The organism is Micromonospora violae (assembly GCF_004217135.1).
Classification (GTDB): Bacteria; Actinomycetota; Actinomycetes; order Mycobacteriales; family Micromonosporaceae; genus Micromonospora; species Micromonospora violae.
In genome coordinates this window covers 922,822-937,184 of record NZ_SHKK01000001.1, presented here as the reverse complement: position 1 = coordinate 937,184, position 14,363 = coordinate 922,822, and the positions used below count along the sequence as shown (strand labels likewise).

General features: G+C 73.8%; 12 protein-coding genes. 3 read left to right on the top strand and 9 right to left on the bottom strand.

Features of this window, described 5'->3' with window-relative positions; all coding sequences use genetic code 11:
- Nucleotides 1-108 precede the first annotated feature (108 nt).
- From EV382_RS04160 to EV382_RS04150, 3 genes are all read right to left on the bottom strand, one after another.
- Nucleotides 109-804, bottom strand: coding sequence for a hypothetical protein (locus tag EV382_RS04160; protein ID WP_130408425.1), 696 nt, complete (start codon nucleotides 802-804; stop codon nucleotides 109-111).
- A 2,339-nt stretch (nucleotides 805-3,143) separates the two neighbouring features.
- A complete protein-coding gene (locus EV382_RS04155) occupies nucleotides 3,144-4,682 on the bottom strand; it encodes a replication-associated recombination protein A (protein WP_130400316.1) in 1,539 nt (512 codons plus the stop codon).
- Nucleotides 4,683-4,756: 74 nt separating this feature from the next.
- Entirely contained in the window at nucleotides 4,757-4,969 is a 213-nt protein-coding gene (locus tag EV382_RS04150) for a hypothetical protein (protein ID WP_124855015.1), read from the bottom strand.
- A gap of 140 nt (nucleotides 4,970-5,109) precedes the next feature.
- On the opposite strand from EV382_RS04150, the gene EV382_RS04145 reads away from it, so the two are divergent.
- Complete coding sequence (locus tag EV382_RS04145; protein ID WP_130400315.1) at nucleotides 5,110-5,850, top strand: GNAT family N-acetyltransferase; 741 nt, start codon at nucleotides 5,110-5,112, stop codon at nucleotides 5,848-5,850.
- A 34-nt stretch (nucleotides 5,851-5,884) separates the two neighbouring features.
- Here EV382_RS04145 and EV382_RS04140 read toward each other — a convergent pair whose 3' ends face one another.
- The 5 genes from EV382_RS04140 to EV382_RS33750 all read right to left on the bottom strand — a co-directional run bounded on the left by EV382_RS04140 (nucleotide 5,885) and on the right by EV382_RS33750 (nucleotide 11,205).
- Complete coding sequence (locus EV382_RS04140) at nucleotides 5,885-7,171, bottom strand: MFS transporter (protein ID WP_130400314.1); 1,287 nt, start codon at nucleotides 7,169-7,171, stop codon at nucleotides 5,885-5,887.
- On the bottom strand, nucleotides 7,168-7,773 hold the full coding sequence (locus tag EV382_RS04135; protein WP_130400313.1) for an ArsR/SmtB family transcription factor: 606 nt from the start codon (nucleotides 7,771-7,773) through the stop codon (nucleotides 7,168-7,170). Before EV382_RS04135 ends, EV382_RS04140 begins: the two co-directional genes overlap by 4 nt.
- A 64-nt stretch (nucleotides 7,774-7,837) precedes the next feature.
- Nucleotides 7,838-8,509, bottom strand: coding sequence for a sugar nucleotide-binding protein (locus tag EV382_RS04130; protein ID WP_425271863.1), 672 nt, complete (start codon nucleotides 8,507-8,509; stop codon nucleotides 7,838-7,840).
- Nucleotides 8,510-8,603: 94 nt separating this feature from the next.
- A complete protein-coding gene (gene aspS, locus EV382_RS04125; RefSeq protein ID WP_130400312.1) occupies nucleotides 8,604-10,409 on the bottom strand; it encodes an aspartate--tRNA ligase in 1,806 nt (601 codons plus the stop codon).
- Between the two features lie 124 nt (nucleotides 10,410-10,533).
- Nucleotides 10,534-11,205 (bottom strand): hypothetical protein, encoded by a 672-nt coding sequence (locus EV382_RS33750; RefSeq protein WP_130400311.1) that lies wholly within the window; start codon nucleotides 11,203-11,205, stop codon nucleotides 10,534-10,536.
- Nucleotides 11,206-11,578: 373 nt separating this feature from the next.
- On the opposite strand from EV382_RS33750, the gene EV382_RS04115 reads away from it, so the two are divergent.
- A complete protein-coding gene (locus EV382_RS04115) occupies nucleotides 11,579-12,265 on the top strand; it encodes a hypothetical protein (RefSeq protein WP_130400310.1) in 687 nt (228 codons plus the stop codon).
- A 67-nt stretch (nucleotides 12,266-12,332) separates the two neighbouring features.
- Nucleotides 12,333-13,046 carry a DUF998 domain-containing protein gene (locus EV382_RS04110; RefSeq protein ID WP_130400309.1) on the top strand — a complete coding sequence of 238 codons (714 nt, stop codon included), beginning with the start codon at nucleotides 12,333-12,335 and terminating at the stop codon, nucleotides 13,044-13,046.
- A gap of 63 nt (nucleotides 13,047-13,109) precedes the next feature.
- Here EV382_RS04110 and EV382_RS04105 read toward each other — a convergent pair whose 3' ends face one another.
- Nucleotides 13,110-14,156 (bottom strand): S1 family peptidase, encoded by a 1,047-nt coding sequence (locus EV382_RS04105; RefSeq protein WP_130400308.1) that lies wholly within the window; start codon nucleotides 14,154-14,156, stop codon nucleotides 13,110-13,112.
- Between the last annotated feature and the right edge of the window lie 207 nt (nucleotides 14,157-14,363).

Genomic DNA, 14,363 nt, shown 5'->3' with positions numbered 1-14,363 from the left:
CCGGAACGCACAACCATGGCACCCGTACCGGCCGCCGAGCCGTCGACGATCACCGGTAGCGGGCGTGCCCGCCAGCCCCAGACCCTACCGTCCGTGATGGAGACCGGCTCAGGACGGTGAGGGTGTCAGCTCACCCAGCGGATCCCCACTGACCGTGGGGAACGGATCCTCACCGGTCAGTGACGGGTCGTTCGTCGGCTGCGGCCTGGTCCGCTCGTCGTCGATCGCATTGCGCACCTTCACCGACACCAACGAGCCGGTGCACTCGGTCGCAGCGGCCGACGAATCGTCGGACGGCACGACTGCCGGCTCGCCGTCGACCGGCGGTGGCACACAGGTCGGCTCACGTACCCACAGGTCGAGGGTCAGCTCGTCGCGACGCCAGCAGGTGTAGCTGCCCTTCGTCTGCTGCTCCGGGCAGCGGCTCACCTTCCACGGCCGCCACCCGTCCTGGCGCAGCGCGTCCTCGTAGACCTTCGCCGTCTCCTCGGGCGACTTCTCCGAGGTCACGGTGCGCTCACGGAGCCGGCAGTCGAGCAGGCACCACCGGCTGCCGCTGACGTCGTCGACGGTCTTCGCGGCCGCCCAACCGGGCACGCCGAGCTGGTCCAGGTTGTCGAAGACCGGGTCACGGCTCAGTGTCCGGATGCCGAAGAAGAGCGGCACCGCACCGAGCAGCACGACGCTGACCAGCACCAACGCCGCCGCACGCAGGCGGCGTCGTTCCCGGGTCTGCCGGCGTTCCTCGGAACGGGCGCCCGGTGCGGCGTCGTCGTCCGGAGCGCCCTGGCCGGCCGCGCGCAACGCCGGCCCGTCGGAGAGATCCGGAGCTGGCCGCTCGATCGGGCCGGTCGCCGAGGGCACCACGGCCGCGGCCCGGGCCACACCGACCGGCTCGCCAGCGCGTCCGGGTGGTGGCACGGGTGCGACACCGCTCGGCTCGGCACGACCGGGCTCCCGGTGCGGAGGCAGGGCACGTCCGGCGGCACGGTCGGCCGGCGCGGGCCGGCCGACCGGCGCACCGGCACGGGCCGGGCCGGTCGGCCCCGGCTCACCGGTCGGCCGCTCGTCGATGGGCGGCGGCGCGCCGGGTGGGCGGACAGCGGCGCGGGCCGGACCGTCCGGGCGCGAACGTGGCGGACCGTCCACACCCGGCGGCACCGCCGCACGAGCCGGACCGTCCGGACGGGTCACGTCCCGGGGTGCCGCCTCGACACCCGGGCCGGGGCGCAGTGGGCCGTCAGCGCCGCGACGCCCGGCACCGGGTGCCGGCGCGTCGCCGGGGATGGGTCGGGCGCGGCCGGGTGGAGCGGAGCGGGCGGCGCCCCGAATCGCAGGACCGGAACCGGGCCGCCCGCCGGTGTAGGTGTCGTCGCCGTGGTCGCTCGCGGGCCCGGGTCGACCGGGGCCGGACGTTGCGTCGGGGCCGGGCTCGGCTGGTGGACGACGTCGCCGGCCGGTCGGGTCCGGGGTGGCCGGTGCGTCCGGGCCAGGCTGCGCCGCCGCCCGGCCACGACGACCGGTCGGGTCCGGGGTGGGCGGTGCGTCCGGGCCAGGCTGCCCGGCCACGGCACGGCCACGACGACCGGTGGCGTCCGGCGTGGGTGGCACCGCTGCGCCCCGCCCACGGGCGGGCCGTTCAGCGGCCGGTGGATAGGGTGCCGCCCCCTGCTCCCCGGCGGATCCCGACGCGTCGGGTCGGACGGCGCGACGACCGGGCGTCGCGTCCGCGCCCGGGTCGACCGGTGGGCCGGCGGGCCGGCGGGCGGCGGTGCGGTCCGCGGCCGGGTCCGGCGCAGCGAGCCGACCGGACGCCTGGTCGGCGAGGTCCCCCGCCCCGGTGGGCGGTGCCGCGCGATGACCCCCGGCCGGCGGGTTGCCGTCGCGGCGGTTGACCACCGGTAGGCCGGGGTCGGTGTGTGGCAGGCGGCCGGCCTGGCGGAGCCAGTCCGCGGGCCGCTCCGGGCGGTCCAGGCGGGGTTCGCCGCCGGGTGGCGTTCGGCGTTCCGGTTCATCGGAGACGACCCGGCGGCGACCGGTGCCGTCGGCGGGGCCGGTGGTGGGCAGGGCGCCGCTGTGCGTGCCGGTGGTGGGCAGGGCGCCGCTGTGCGTGCCGGTCGCCTCGGGCATCGACGGTGTGTTGCCCGGACGGGGAACCGGTGATGTGTCGCCCGGGCGGGGCACGGGTGGCGCGTTGCCCGAGCGGGGCACCACCGGCTCGTCGGGTTCGGCGGCGCGGCGACGCCCGCCGGCTGCCGGGCGGGGACGCTCGGCGGCGCGCCGCCCGGTGGGCTCGGCGGCGGCGGGGTCGGCCGGACCCGGCCGACGGCGGGCGGTACGCGGGTCACGATCGGCGGCGGGGTCGGGCCGTGGGCCGTCGGCGACCGGTGGCACCACGCCAGCCGGCGCGGCGGCGTCCTGATGACGGCCCGGCGGAACAGCGGTCTCCGGGCGACGGCCCGGCGAAGCGGCGGTGTCCGGGCGACGACCCGCCGGGGTGGTTGAGGACGGTGGGCCGACGGGCGGGCCGGCCGGGGCCGCCGCACCGCGAGAACGGGCCGGGCCGCCGGGGGCGTCGGGTGCCGGGCGAGGCCCCTGCGGGCCGGTCGGGTCACCCCCGCCCGGGCGAGCGGTGGGTGGCGACGGCGGTACGGCAGCCCGGGCGCCGGGCGGCGGCTGCACGCCGCGACGCGGGGGTTGCCCCGCCGCGCCGGGGCCTGCGGCAGGTGGCCGGTCATCCGGGCGGCGGCCGGCTGGCGGCGTCTCGCCCGGCCAGGGGCCGTCGACGGGCCGACGGGCGGCCGGGTCGTTCTGGCGCGGGGGCGGCGGCGTCGAGGGCTCCGGCCCGCTGCCGCGCGCGCCGATTGGCTCGGCTGGCGTGCGGGGGCCGGGCTGTGCCGCCGGGTCGGCCGGTGGCATGCCCGCGCGGGCTCGGTTCGGCTGCGCCGGCGCGCCGTCCGGGCCCAGCTCGGTGCGTTGCTGCTTGGCCGAGCGCAGGTCGTCGATCCAGCCGAACTCCTCGCCGGCGACCGGCTCCTCCGGCTCGGGCTCCGCCGCCCGGCCGCGACCCCAACGGCGGGTCTTGGCGCGGGGATCGCGCCGTTCGTCCGGGCCCTCGTCCGGGCGGTCCCCACCACGCGATCTCACTGTTGACCCTCTCCTGCGGCGTCGGTGCCGCTGTCCTGCATCGTGCCGGGGGCACCCGTGGCCGTCGTCGGACGGACGGCCCCCAGGGATAGCGCTGGCGCGGTCTGCGCCGTTACGGACGCCTCGGATGTCGGCGTCTCCGGGCGGGCGGCCGGGGCCGGCAGACCACGCACGATCCGGCGCAGCAGCGGCAGTCGGCTGGCCACCGACCGCTCCGCGCCGTGCGGGCTGGGCTGGTAGTAGTCGGTGCCCACCAGATCGTCCGGGACGTACTGCTGGGTGACCACGCCGCGCTGGTCGTCGTGCGGGTAGCGGTAACCGGTCCCGTGGCCCAACCCTCGGGCACCGGCGTAGTGCGCGTCGCGCAGCCCGCGCGGCACCGGGCCACCGCGACCGGCCCGGACGTCGGCGATCGCCGCGCCGATGGCGGTGGTGGCCGAGTTGGATTTGGGCGCGGTGGCCAGGTGGATCACCGCCTGGGCCAGGTTGAGCTGCGCTTCGGGCAGCCCGACGTACTCGACCGCGTGCGCGGCGGCGGTCGCGACGCTCAACGCCGTCGGGTCGGCCATGCCCACGTCCTCGCTGGCGAAGATGACCAGGCGACGGGCGATGAACCGGGCGTCCTCACCGGCGACCAGCATGCGAGCCAGCCAGTGCACCGCCGCGTCCACGTCCGAGCCGCGCATGCTCTTGATGAAGGCGCTGACCACGTCGTAGTGGGCGTCACCGTCGCGGTCGTAGCGCACCGCCGCCACGTCGACCGCCTGCTCGGCGGTGGCGAGGTCGATCCGCGCGCTGCCCAGGGCCGTGGCGGAGGCCGCCGCCGCCTCCAGTGCGGTGAGCGCCTTGCGGACGTCACCGGCGGCCAGCCGGACCAGATGGTCCTCGGCCTCGGTGGTCAGCGTGAGCGCGCCGTCCAGGCCACGCTTGTCGGCGACCGCGCGGCGCAGGAGGCCCCGCACCGCCTCGTCGTCCAACGGTTGCAGGGTGAGCAGCACGCACCGCGAGAGCAGCGGCGAGATGACCGAGAAGTACGGGTTCTCGGTGGTCGCCGCCAGCAGGGTGACCGTACGGTCCTCGACCGCGGCGAGCAGCGAATCCTGTTGGGTCTTGCTGAACCGGTGCACCTCGTCGATGAAGAGCACGGTCTGCGGGCCGCCGGAACGGCGCTGGCGGCGCGCCGCCTCGATCACCGCCCGGACGTCCTTCACCCCGGCGGAGAGCGCCGACATGGCGACGAAGCGGCGCTCGGTCGCCCCGGCCACCAGGTGCGCGATGGTGGTCTTGCCACTGCCCGGCGGGCCCCAGAGGATCACCGACATCGGAGCACCGCCGGAGACCAGTTGCCGCAGGGGTGCGCCGGGAGCGAGCAGGTGCTCCTGCCCGACCAACTCGTCGAGGGTCACCGGGCGCATCCGTACGGGCAGGGGCGAATCGTCGGCCACCGCGGTGAAGCCGTCGACACCGGCGGGGCCGGCGGGCGCGCTGCGCGACCCGGCGGGTTCACCGAGGGAGAAGAGGGCGTCGGACTCCATCACGAAGACAGTACCGGGCCGGGCCCACGACGCCGGAATCGCGCCGCGGACCCGCCACCGGTGATCGGTTCCGGTCAGCCACGACCGGGGCGCCGGCCCCGGTACCAGCGGCCGCCGCCACCGCCGCGCGGGCCGCTGCCCACGCCGGCCAGGTAGAGCGAGAGCAGGAGAAGCCCGATGAGCACGAGGGTGTTCCAGTTGAACAGGTCCGGCGCTCCGAAGTCGGTGCCGAGCAGGTCGAGCAGCAGGGCGAAGCCAAAGACGATGGCCGCGAGAATGGCGAGCATGTCGGTCCTCCGGTGGGGGTTCCCAGTAGGTCGGCGCGTGATGTACCCAATCGGTCGACTCGCCAATCTCCACGGTGGAGGTGGCCGTGCCGAGACGGCCCGGCGCGGGCGTCCCACCACGGGCTCCTAGGCTGGGCAGCATGATCATCGACGACCAGGTGCTCGAGGACCGGAGCGCCGTTCTGGCCGCCGTCGGCCGTCACCCGTTCGCCCGGCACGCGCTCGGACGGGCCACGCCGGCGCGTGGGTACCGGCGCGACGGCGCCGTGCTGTGGCTGGTCCCACCCGAGTACGGACCGGCCGGCTGCGCGATCGGCCCGGCCGAACCAGCGCTGGAGATCGCTGTCGCGCTCGCCGCCGACGGGGTGCTCCAGCCCGGGCAACGGCTGCACCTGCCTCGACACGAGCGCGGTCAGCTGGCCGGCCGGCTGGCGGTGGCCGAGCACAGCGACTGGGACTTCCACTGGACCGACACGTCACCACCACCCCAGCCGGACGAGCAGCCGGTGGTCCGCCTCACCGACACCGACCAGCCGGCGCTGGCGGCGCTGGTCGACGAGTCGTTCCCCAGCAGCACCTCGCGGCCGGGCGACCCACGGGTGATCGACTGGTACGGCATCCGGGCCGGCGACCGGTTGGTGGCGTGCGGGGCGGACCGCAGCCAGGGTGACATCGGCTTCCTCGCCGGCCTGACCGTCGCCCCCGACCGCCGAGGGCGAGGGCTGGGCGCGTCGCTGACCGCGGGGATGACCCGGGCGTTGCTGGCGCGCCACGACCTGGTGGGGCTCGGCGTCTACACGCACAACGTCGGCGCGGCCCGACTGTACCGTCGCCTCGGCTACACGAACACCCTCCCGCTCAGCTCGATCCGCCTCGCCTGACCGGCGATCCGGCCGGTCAGGCGAGGCGTCTTCGCTAACGATCGGCGGCGGGAACCGGGACCGCTGTCTGGTCGACGGCGGGTGCGGCCCGACGGCCGGCCAGCCAGGCGGGCAGGTAGAGCGGGGCGGCGACGGCCAGCACCACCGCGCCGACCACCATCGCGGTGCTGATGCTGGTGGCGGCGGCCAGCGCGGTGAGCGCCACCCCGCCGAGCGCACCGGCCGGCTGCCCCATCATCGAGTTCAGCGAGAGCACGCTGGTCCGGTACGGGCCGTCGACCTGCCGGTGCAGCAGCCCACTGTGCAGCGGGTTGGACGCTCCGTGCACGGCATAGCAGGCCAGGTAGGCCACCAGCACGCCGACCGGCCCGGCGAACAACCCCATCCCGGCCACCGTCACACCCTGCAGGATGCGCAGCAGCGCCGCGCCCGGAGCAGCGCCGAACCAGCGCAGCAGCAGTGGGGTCAGGGCCGCGCCGGCGGCCGAGGCGAGCCAGGCGGCCGAGTTCGCCGGCCCGAGCAGCGCCGCGGCGCGTTCCGGGTTACCGATCACCTCGGCGAGCCGTACCGGCAGCAGCGACTCGAAGGTGACCATGCCGAAACCCCAGAACAGCTCGACGGCCACCAACGCCAGCAGCACCCGGGAGCGCCGCAGCAACCCGACCGCCTGGCCGATCATCCGGGGCGCCTGGACCACCGAGGCCCGCATCGCCGCGACCCCGGTGGCCGGCCGCTCCTCGACCAACAGCACCACCAGCGCGACGAGCGCCGCCACCTGCGCGACGATGGCGGCCAGCACGGGCACCGTGAGCGCGGTGACCGGCCCGATCGGGCCGAGCGCGATCAGGCCGCCGCTGAGCAACGCGCCAGCGCCGATGGCCGCACCAACGACGGTCCCGCCGTAGCCGAGGCCGCGCTCGTACTCGGCCTCCGGGTCGGCGGCCAGGGTGGCGTCGACATACCAGGACTCCAACGGGCCGCTGTCCAGCGCTCGATAGATGCCCTGCAAGGCCCAGACCATGAAGAACAGCACGAACGAGTCGGCCACCGCGAACAGCGCCAGCGAGGCGAGGTTGAGCACTCCGGCGGCGAGCAGCACGGGCCGACGCCCCAGGGCGTCGGCGACCCCGGCGGTGGGCAGTTCCAGCGCCAGGACCAGCAGGCCCTGCGCCGTGTAGACCAGGCCGATCTGCGGCAGCGACAGGCCCCGCTCCTGCATCAGCAGGACCATCACCGGAATCATCAGACCGGTCGGCAGCCACCGCAGGCCGTAGAGCGTGAGGTAACGACGCCGAACCTGGCGTACGGTCAGCGCGCTCACTGGAGGCCCTCGCGCAGCGGATAGGCGGCCAGGAAGACCTGCACCGGGCGGGCCTCGGGGTCGGTGGCGGCGGGCTCGGCCTCGCGGTGGTAGCGCTCCAGCACCTGCCACACCTCCGCCTTGAGTTCCTCCAGCCGGTCGGGCGGGATGGTCATGAAGATGTCGCCCATGCCGAAGCCGTCCCGCCAGGCGGGTGACCACTCGTGCTGGCGGGCGAACCAGCGCTCGGCGGTCTCCACGAGGAGACGCACCTGGTCACCCTGGATCCACTCGATCGCGGCCCGCGCGTCAGGGTCGTCGTCGAAGTCGCTCGGCTCCCAATTGGTGACGTCGTGCGCCGCCCGCCACCACCGTTGCCGCCCGCTGCCCCGGTCGTGATCCTCGACGACGAGCCCGACCTCGGCGAGTTGGCGCAGGTGGTAGCTGGTCGCGCCGGTGTTGGTGCCGAGTAGTTCGGCGAGGGTGGTGGCGGTGGCAGGCCCCTTCACACGCAGAGCGCCAACCAGCCGCATTCGTAGCGGGTGCGCCAGGACCCGGACCTGCCGCTTGTCGATGCGGACCTCACGTAGTGCCGCCCGTGGAACGTCTTCATCGTTCGCCATGACTGCACACTATCTCTGCACACTTTCTATGCACAAGTGTTGTGCATAGAAAGTGTGCACGCAGTCAGCGGGCGAGAACCTCACGCACTCCACGCAGTCGCGTCCGCAGCAGGCCAGCGGCGCGCGTGGAGTCGAGGCGTACGTCAAGGGGGCGGATCAGGCCGGTGGCCGCGCTGGTGGTGGTCTTCAGCCCGGCCGGGTCGATGCCGTACCGCTCGGCGACCAGCAGGCCCAGCTCCGCCCGGCTGACCGGGTCCGGGCCGGCCACGTTGAGCAGCCCGGCGTACGACGAGCAGGCCAGCTCCAGCACGGCGTCGGCCAGGTCGGTGACGTCGATCGGGCAGCGCAGTTCGTCGCTGAACAGGGTGGCCCGGCCGGCGAGAGCGTCCCGGCAGAGCTGGATCTGCTTGCTGCCCTCCCCCACGATCAGGGAGGTCCGCACCAGGGCCGCACCCGGGTCGATCGCCCGCACAGCGGTCTCGGCCGCGGCCTTCGCGGCACCGTACGCGTGCACCGGCGTGGGGGGTTCGTCGTCGCCGTACGGCACAGGTCGTCCGGCGTGCAGCGCGTCGCTGGACACGTGCACCAGCCGCGCCCCCACCTCGACGGCGGCGACGGCCACGTACGCGGCCCCGTCGGCGGTGACCGCCCAGTCGTCGTACCGATAGGGGGTCGCGACCACGGTGTCCGGCCGCACCTCGGCGACCAGCACCCGCATGCCAGCCCACTCCCCCACCTAGGTCGATCATGAGGTTAACGAGCGACACGCCGACGCGTGGGCCCGCCAACCCCATGATCAACGAGGCGAGAGGGGGAGATACCCGGGGGGGTTAGACCGGGTCGGCTACCGGGGCTGCTGGGCCGGCGGTGCCGGTGTGGGCCGTCGCTGCCGGCTTGGGCTTGGCGTCGATGCCCGCCTCGGTGCGCTGCTGGGCGGTGATCGGGGTGGGGGCGCTGGTCAGCGGGTCGAAGCCACCCCGGGTCTTCGGGAACGCGATGACCTCACGGATGGAGTCCGCGCCGGCGAGCAGCATGCAGACCCGGTCCCAGCCGAACGCGATGCCGCCGTGCGGCGGCGCGCCGTACTTGAACGCCTCCAACAGGAAGCCGAACTTGTCCTGCGCCTCCTCGGCGGTGATGCCGAGCAGGTCGAAGACCCGCTTCTGCACGTCACCGCGGTGGATACGGATCGACCCGCCGCCGATCTCGTTGCCGTTGCAGACGATGTCGTACGCGTACGCCAGGGCCCGGTCCGGAGCCTCCTCGAACCGGTCGACCCACTCGGCGTTCGGCGAGGTGAACGGGTGGTGCACGGCCGTCCAGCCACCCTCGTCCGTGCGCTCGAACATCGGCGCGTCGACCACCCAGCAGAACGCCCAGGCGCTCTCGTCGATCAGACCCGACCGCTTGGCGATCTCGACCCGGGCCGCCCCGAGCAGCTCCTGCGCCTCGCGGGTAGTGGCGCTCGCGGCGAAGAAGACCGCGTCACCCGGCTTGGCCCCGACCGCGTCGGCGAGCCCGCCCAGGTGCTCGGCGGAGAGGTTCTTCGCCACCGGCCCGCGCGCCTCGCCGGTCTCCGCGTCCAGCACCACGTACGCCAGGCCGCGCGCGCCGCGCGCCTTCGCCCAGTCCTGCCAGCCGTCCAGCTCCTTGCGGCTCTGCGCCGCGCCGCCCGGCATCACCACCGCGCCGACGTAGCCGCCCGCGTCGATCGCCCCGGCGAAGACCCGGAACTCGGTGCCGCGCAGGTAGTCGGTCAGCTCGGTCAGCTCGACGCCGTAGCGCAGGTCCGGCTTGTCGGAGCCGTACCGGGCCATCGCGTCGTGCCAGGTGATCCGCGGGATCGGTCGGGTGATCTCGTGCCCGGCCAGGTCCTTCCACAGCGCCGAGACGATCGCCTCGCCGAGGTCGATCACGTCGTCCTCGGTGACGAACGACATCTCGATGTCGAGCTGGGTGAACTCCGGCTGCCGGTCGGCGCGGAAGTCCTCGTCGCGGTAGCAGCGGGCGATCTGGTAGTACCGCTCCATGCCGCCGACCATCAACAGCTGCTTGAACAGCTGCGGCGACTGCGGCAACGCGTACCAGCTGCCAGGCTGCAGGCGCACCGGCACCAGGAAGTCGCGGGCGCCCTCCGGCGTCGAACGGGTCAGCGTCGGGGTCTCGATCTCCAGGAAGTCCCGCTCGTGCAGCACACCCCGGGCGAGCTGGCTGGCGCGCGAGCGCAGCCGCAGCGCGTTCGCCGGGCCACTGCGGCGCAGGTCCAGGTAGCGGTACCGCAGCCGGATGTCGTCGCCGGCCTCGATCTGGTCGTCCACCGGCAACGGCAGCGGCGCCGCCTCGGAGAGCACCTCCAGCTCGACGGCGGTCACCTCGACCTCACCGGTGGGCAGGTCCGGGTTCTCGTTGCCGGCCGGCCGGCGGGTCACCTCGCCGACGACCTTCACGCAGAACTCGTTGCGCAGCGCGTGCGCGTCCTCCTCGCGGAACACCACCTGGACAACCCCGGAGCCGTCGCGCAGGTCGACGAAGATGACCCCGCCATGGTCGCGGCGGCGGGCCACCCAGCCGGCGAGCGTCACCGTCGAGCCGGCGTCCGCGGCGCGCAGGCTTCCGGCATCATGGGTACGGATCACGACGTACGTCTCCTCATCTGCGGTGCGGTCTGCCTCCGCATTCTGTCAGGAGCGTCGGAAACCATCCGCGCCACCCGCCGACCCCGCCACCCGAGCGGGGCGGGTCGACGAGTGGCCGAACGGTTCAGTCCGTCGGAATGTCCCAGGCCGTGGCCCGGATGACGACCGCGCCGTCATTACCGATAGACACGATCTCCACCAGGATCATCCGCCACTCGTCCCGTTGTGCCGACGCGGTCTGGAAATTGGTCGTGACGCAGAGCCAGGAGCCCTTACGCAGCGGCACCCGGGTCTGCGCCGCGATCGGAGCCGACCGGATGGCGTCCCCGCACTCGCCCGGTTTCATGCCGGCCTTCGCGGCCTCGCTGCCCTCCACGCCGGGTGCCAACTCGAACCACGGGGTGTTGTTTCGACAGCCGAGCTCCACGTCTGCCTTGCCCGACCCCACGTTGGCCCGCGGCTCGTCGAGATCGACCTGCATCTTCGCGAAGCAATCCGCCGTCTTCAGGGTGAGGCTCTGGTTCTCGTACTTGGGCTTGTAGACGGTCTCCGCGGTGATCTCGGGCGGCGTTCCCGGCGATCGCGGCGGCTCCTCAGGTGATGCGGCCGTCTGCTCCGGGTCGGCAGACACAGCTGGGCCGGAGGGGATCGGTTCGGCTGCGGGGGCGGAAGGGGCCGCCGGCCCGCGGGCGGAGGCGATGTCCCGGGCGGTCTGCGCCTGGTCCAGCGCCCGCCAGGAGACGGCGGCGGAGCCGAGGGCGAGCAGCAGCGCCAGGACGGCAACGCCGATCACCACCACACCCAGTCTGCTGCTGCCTCTGGGCGCGGCCGGTGGCGGCGCACCGAGGCCGACGCCGCTCGCGAAGGGCGCCGGCCCGGCCTGCCCCGGGGGCGCGGGCGGGGCACCCGCAGGCGGTGCCAACGGAGGAACGGGGGTGGGGTCGCGCTTTTCTGGCTGCGGACCTGGGTGGCTCACCGCAAAACCTCCTGCATCGCCAGAAGTCAACGTCGGATGGGGGAAATTCGTTATTCAGGCTGGGGTCGGCACCGTATCAGGCGCTCGCCACCGCCCGGGAGAGAGTATTCTTCGCCGACGCGAGTTGACGGAAAGTTGTCAGTCGCCGGCGATCCACGTGCCACGTTGCCTGGCGGAAAGGTAGATGCCGGATATGCAGGACTCCACTGAGACGTCGGCGTCGTCCCGCCGCGGCGCGGCGTGGGCGGCGGGCCTCGCCGCCGCCGGGGTGCTCGTCGCGACGGTCGCGCTGGCGCGGGACGTCTTCGACTGGCGGGCGGGGTCGGGCACGCCGGCGGCCACCTCGCCGGCGGCGGGTGCCGGGCCCGCCAACCCCTCACCTGCCGGTCCGGAAAGCGTCGGCCCCGAGACGGGCACACCGCCGCCGACAAATGCGTCGGGGTCCGTCCGGTTGGACACCTTGGCTGTCGAGGCTGGCGCGGCGAATCTCGTAAAGCTCCCCCGACAATTGGCCGGTCAGCCTCAGTACGACCGACCGATCGTCATTGGTTGTCCGTCGAATTCGGGCGCGGACAAGCAGCGGGACGTCACCTTTCGCCTGCACCGCCGATACCTCGATCTGACGTCGACCGTACGGCCGTTCTTTCCCTCTCCGGACGAGCGTGCGGGTGTTGTCCACGTCTATGCGCAGGTGGCGACCCGCCAGACCGACGGGACGATCACCCGGGTGACGCGCGGGCAGCAGTTCGACGCCAGGATGGACACTCCACGGGACCTCGTGGCGGACGTCGAGGGTGCCGACGAGTTGACGCTTCGCGTCCAGTGCCAGTACCCGGGCGGGTCGGTCGTCTTCACCGCTGCCGCCGTCAGCGAGGGCTGACCGCCGGGCCAACCCGGGTCCGGGCGAACCCGGCTCCCCCGGCCGTCTCGCCGGTTAACGTGACGAAATGCGCGCCGTACCGAACTGGGCCGTCGCCACGGCGGCGGCCGCGCCCGTAGTGCTGGTGGCCGGTTGGACGGTGGCGCAGGTGCGGCAGCCCACCGGCTATGACCCGGTCCGGGACACCATCAGCGAGCTGGCGGGCCAGGACGCCACCGACGCCTGGATCATGGTGGTGGCCCTGGTGCTGCTCGGCTGTTGCTACCTGTCGGTCGCCGCCGTGTTGCACGCGGCCGGGCTGCCGAGCCGGTTCCTGCTCGCGGTCGGTGGGGTGGCCACGATCGCGCTGGTCGCCTTCCCCCGCCCGCCGGTCGGGGGGTCACTCAGCCACGGCATCGCCGCGACGGTGGCGGTCCTCGCCCTGGCGCTGTGGCCGGCGGGTTCGGCGCTGCGGTTGCCACGCGGCCGGGACTGGGCACACCCAGGGGTCGCGCAACCGCCGTGGGCGTTCCGTCGGAGCGTGGGACTGAGCGCCACGCTCGTGCTGCTCGCCCTCTTCGGCTGGTGCGCCTTCGAGGTGACCAGCGGATCCCGCACCGGGTTGGCGGAGCGGGTCACGGCGGTTGCGGTGTCGCTGTGGCCGCTGCTGGCGGTCCTTTCCGCACGGCGGGCACACCTCGCGTGGGCGACCGGTGGCACCACCTCAGTCGGTCCGGCGCTGCCTGGCGTCGTACCCCCGGATCCCCTGCGACCAGCGGAAGGTCCGGATCAGCTGGCCTGAGACGGGCCGCACACGCGACGCGGGCCGCCGGAGTGTTCCGGCGGCCCGCGAGCGGTGCGGGGATCAGAAGACGCTGACGCCGTAGCGGCTGAGCGCCTCGGTGACCGGCTGGAAGAAGGTCGTGCCACCGGTGCGGCAGTTGCCGCTACCGCCGGAGGTCAAACCCAGGGCGGTGCTGCCGGAGAAGAGCGAGCCGCCGCTGTCGCCCGGCTCGGCGCAGACGTTGGTGCGGATCAGGCCGGAGACCGAACCCTCGGCGTAGTTCACCGTGGCGTTGGTCGCGGTCACCGAGCCGCTGCGCAGGCCGGTGGTGCTGCCCGAGCGCTGCACCGACAGGCCGACGGAGGCGTTGCCGGCACCGGTGATGTCGCGGTAACTGCCGTTGTAGAGGTAGACGTTGCCGGCGGCGTTGGCCGAGTTGCTGTGCCGCACGATGCCGTAGTCGTTGCCCGGGAAGCTGGTGCCGGCACGGGTGCCGAGCAGCGCGGTCTGGCCGGAGTTCGAGTACCAGCTCGACGAGATGTTGGTGCAGTGCCCGGCCGTCACGAAGTAGTAGGTGCTGCCGCTGCGCACGTTGAAGCCGAGCGAACAACGCCCGCCGCCGCCGGCGTAGATGGCCTGACCGCCGGAGATCCGGGTGCTCAGCACGCCCGCCTCGGCCTCGACCCGGACGGCGCCGTTGGCCCGCGCGGCGGCGGCCTTGACCCGCTCCAGCTTGGCCCCGGTGACGGTGCTGTCGACGGAGACGACGACCTGGTTGGTGACCGGGTCGCTCCACCAGGCGGTGCCCGGGATCTTCGCGGAGCGCTCCAGGTCGGCGGTGGCCCGGTTGAGCTCGGCGGCACCGCGGGTGACGTAGCGGACGACGGCGCCGGCCTTGCTCGCCTTGCTGGCGGCGGCCGCGTCGGTCACCGTGACGACGGATTTGCCGCTGGCGTCGATGTACGAGCCGGCGGAGCGGTCGCCGAGTTCCGCGGAGATCGCGGCGGCGGCGTCGGGCGACGCGGCGGGAGCGGCCTGGGCGGGCGCGCCGATGAGCGAGCCGACGACCAGGGTTCCGGAAACGGCGACTGTAGCCGCAACACGGAATGATGACCTCGTGGGTCGCATGTAACAACCTCCTGGGCGGGGGAGCGGGTCTTACCGGGGGCGGCTGACCCGAGGGCAACCCGGCCGATCTGGGGAAACCGGCCGGCTGAGACTGAAGTATTCACATACTTAAGATCATTAACAAGGTTTGAATTCGCCCGGATTTCCCGATCTTGGCCGGCCACACGGCCGCAACACTTCAGACCCACCGGTGAACAGTCGGCGTCA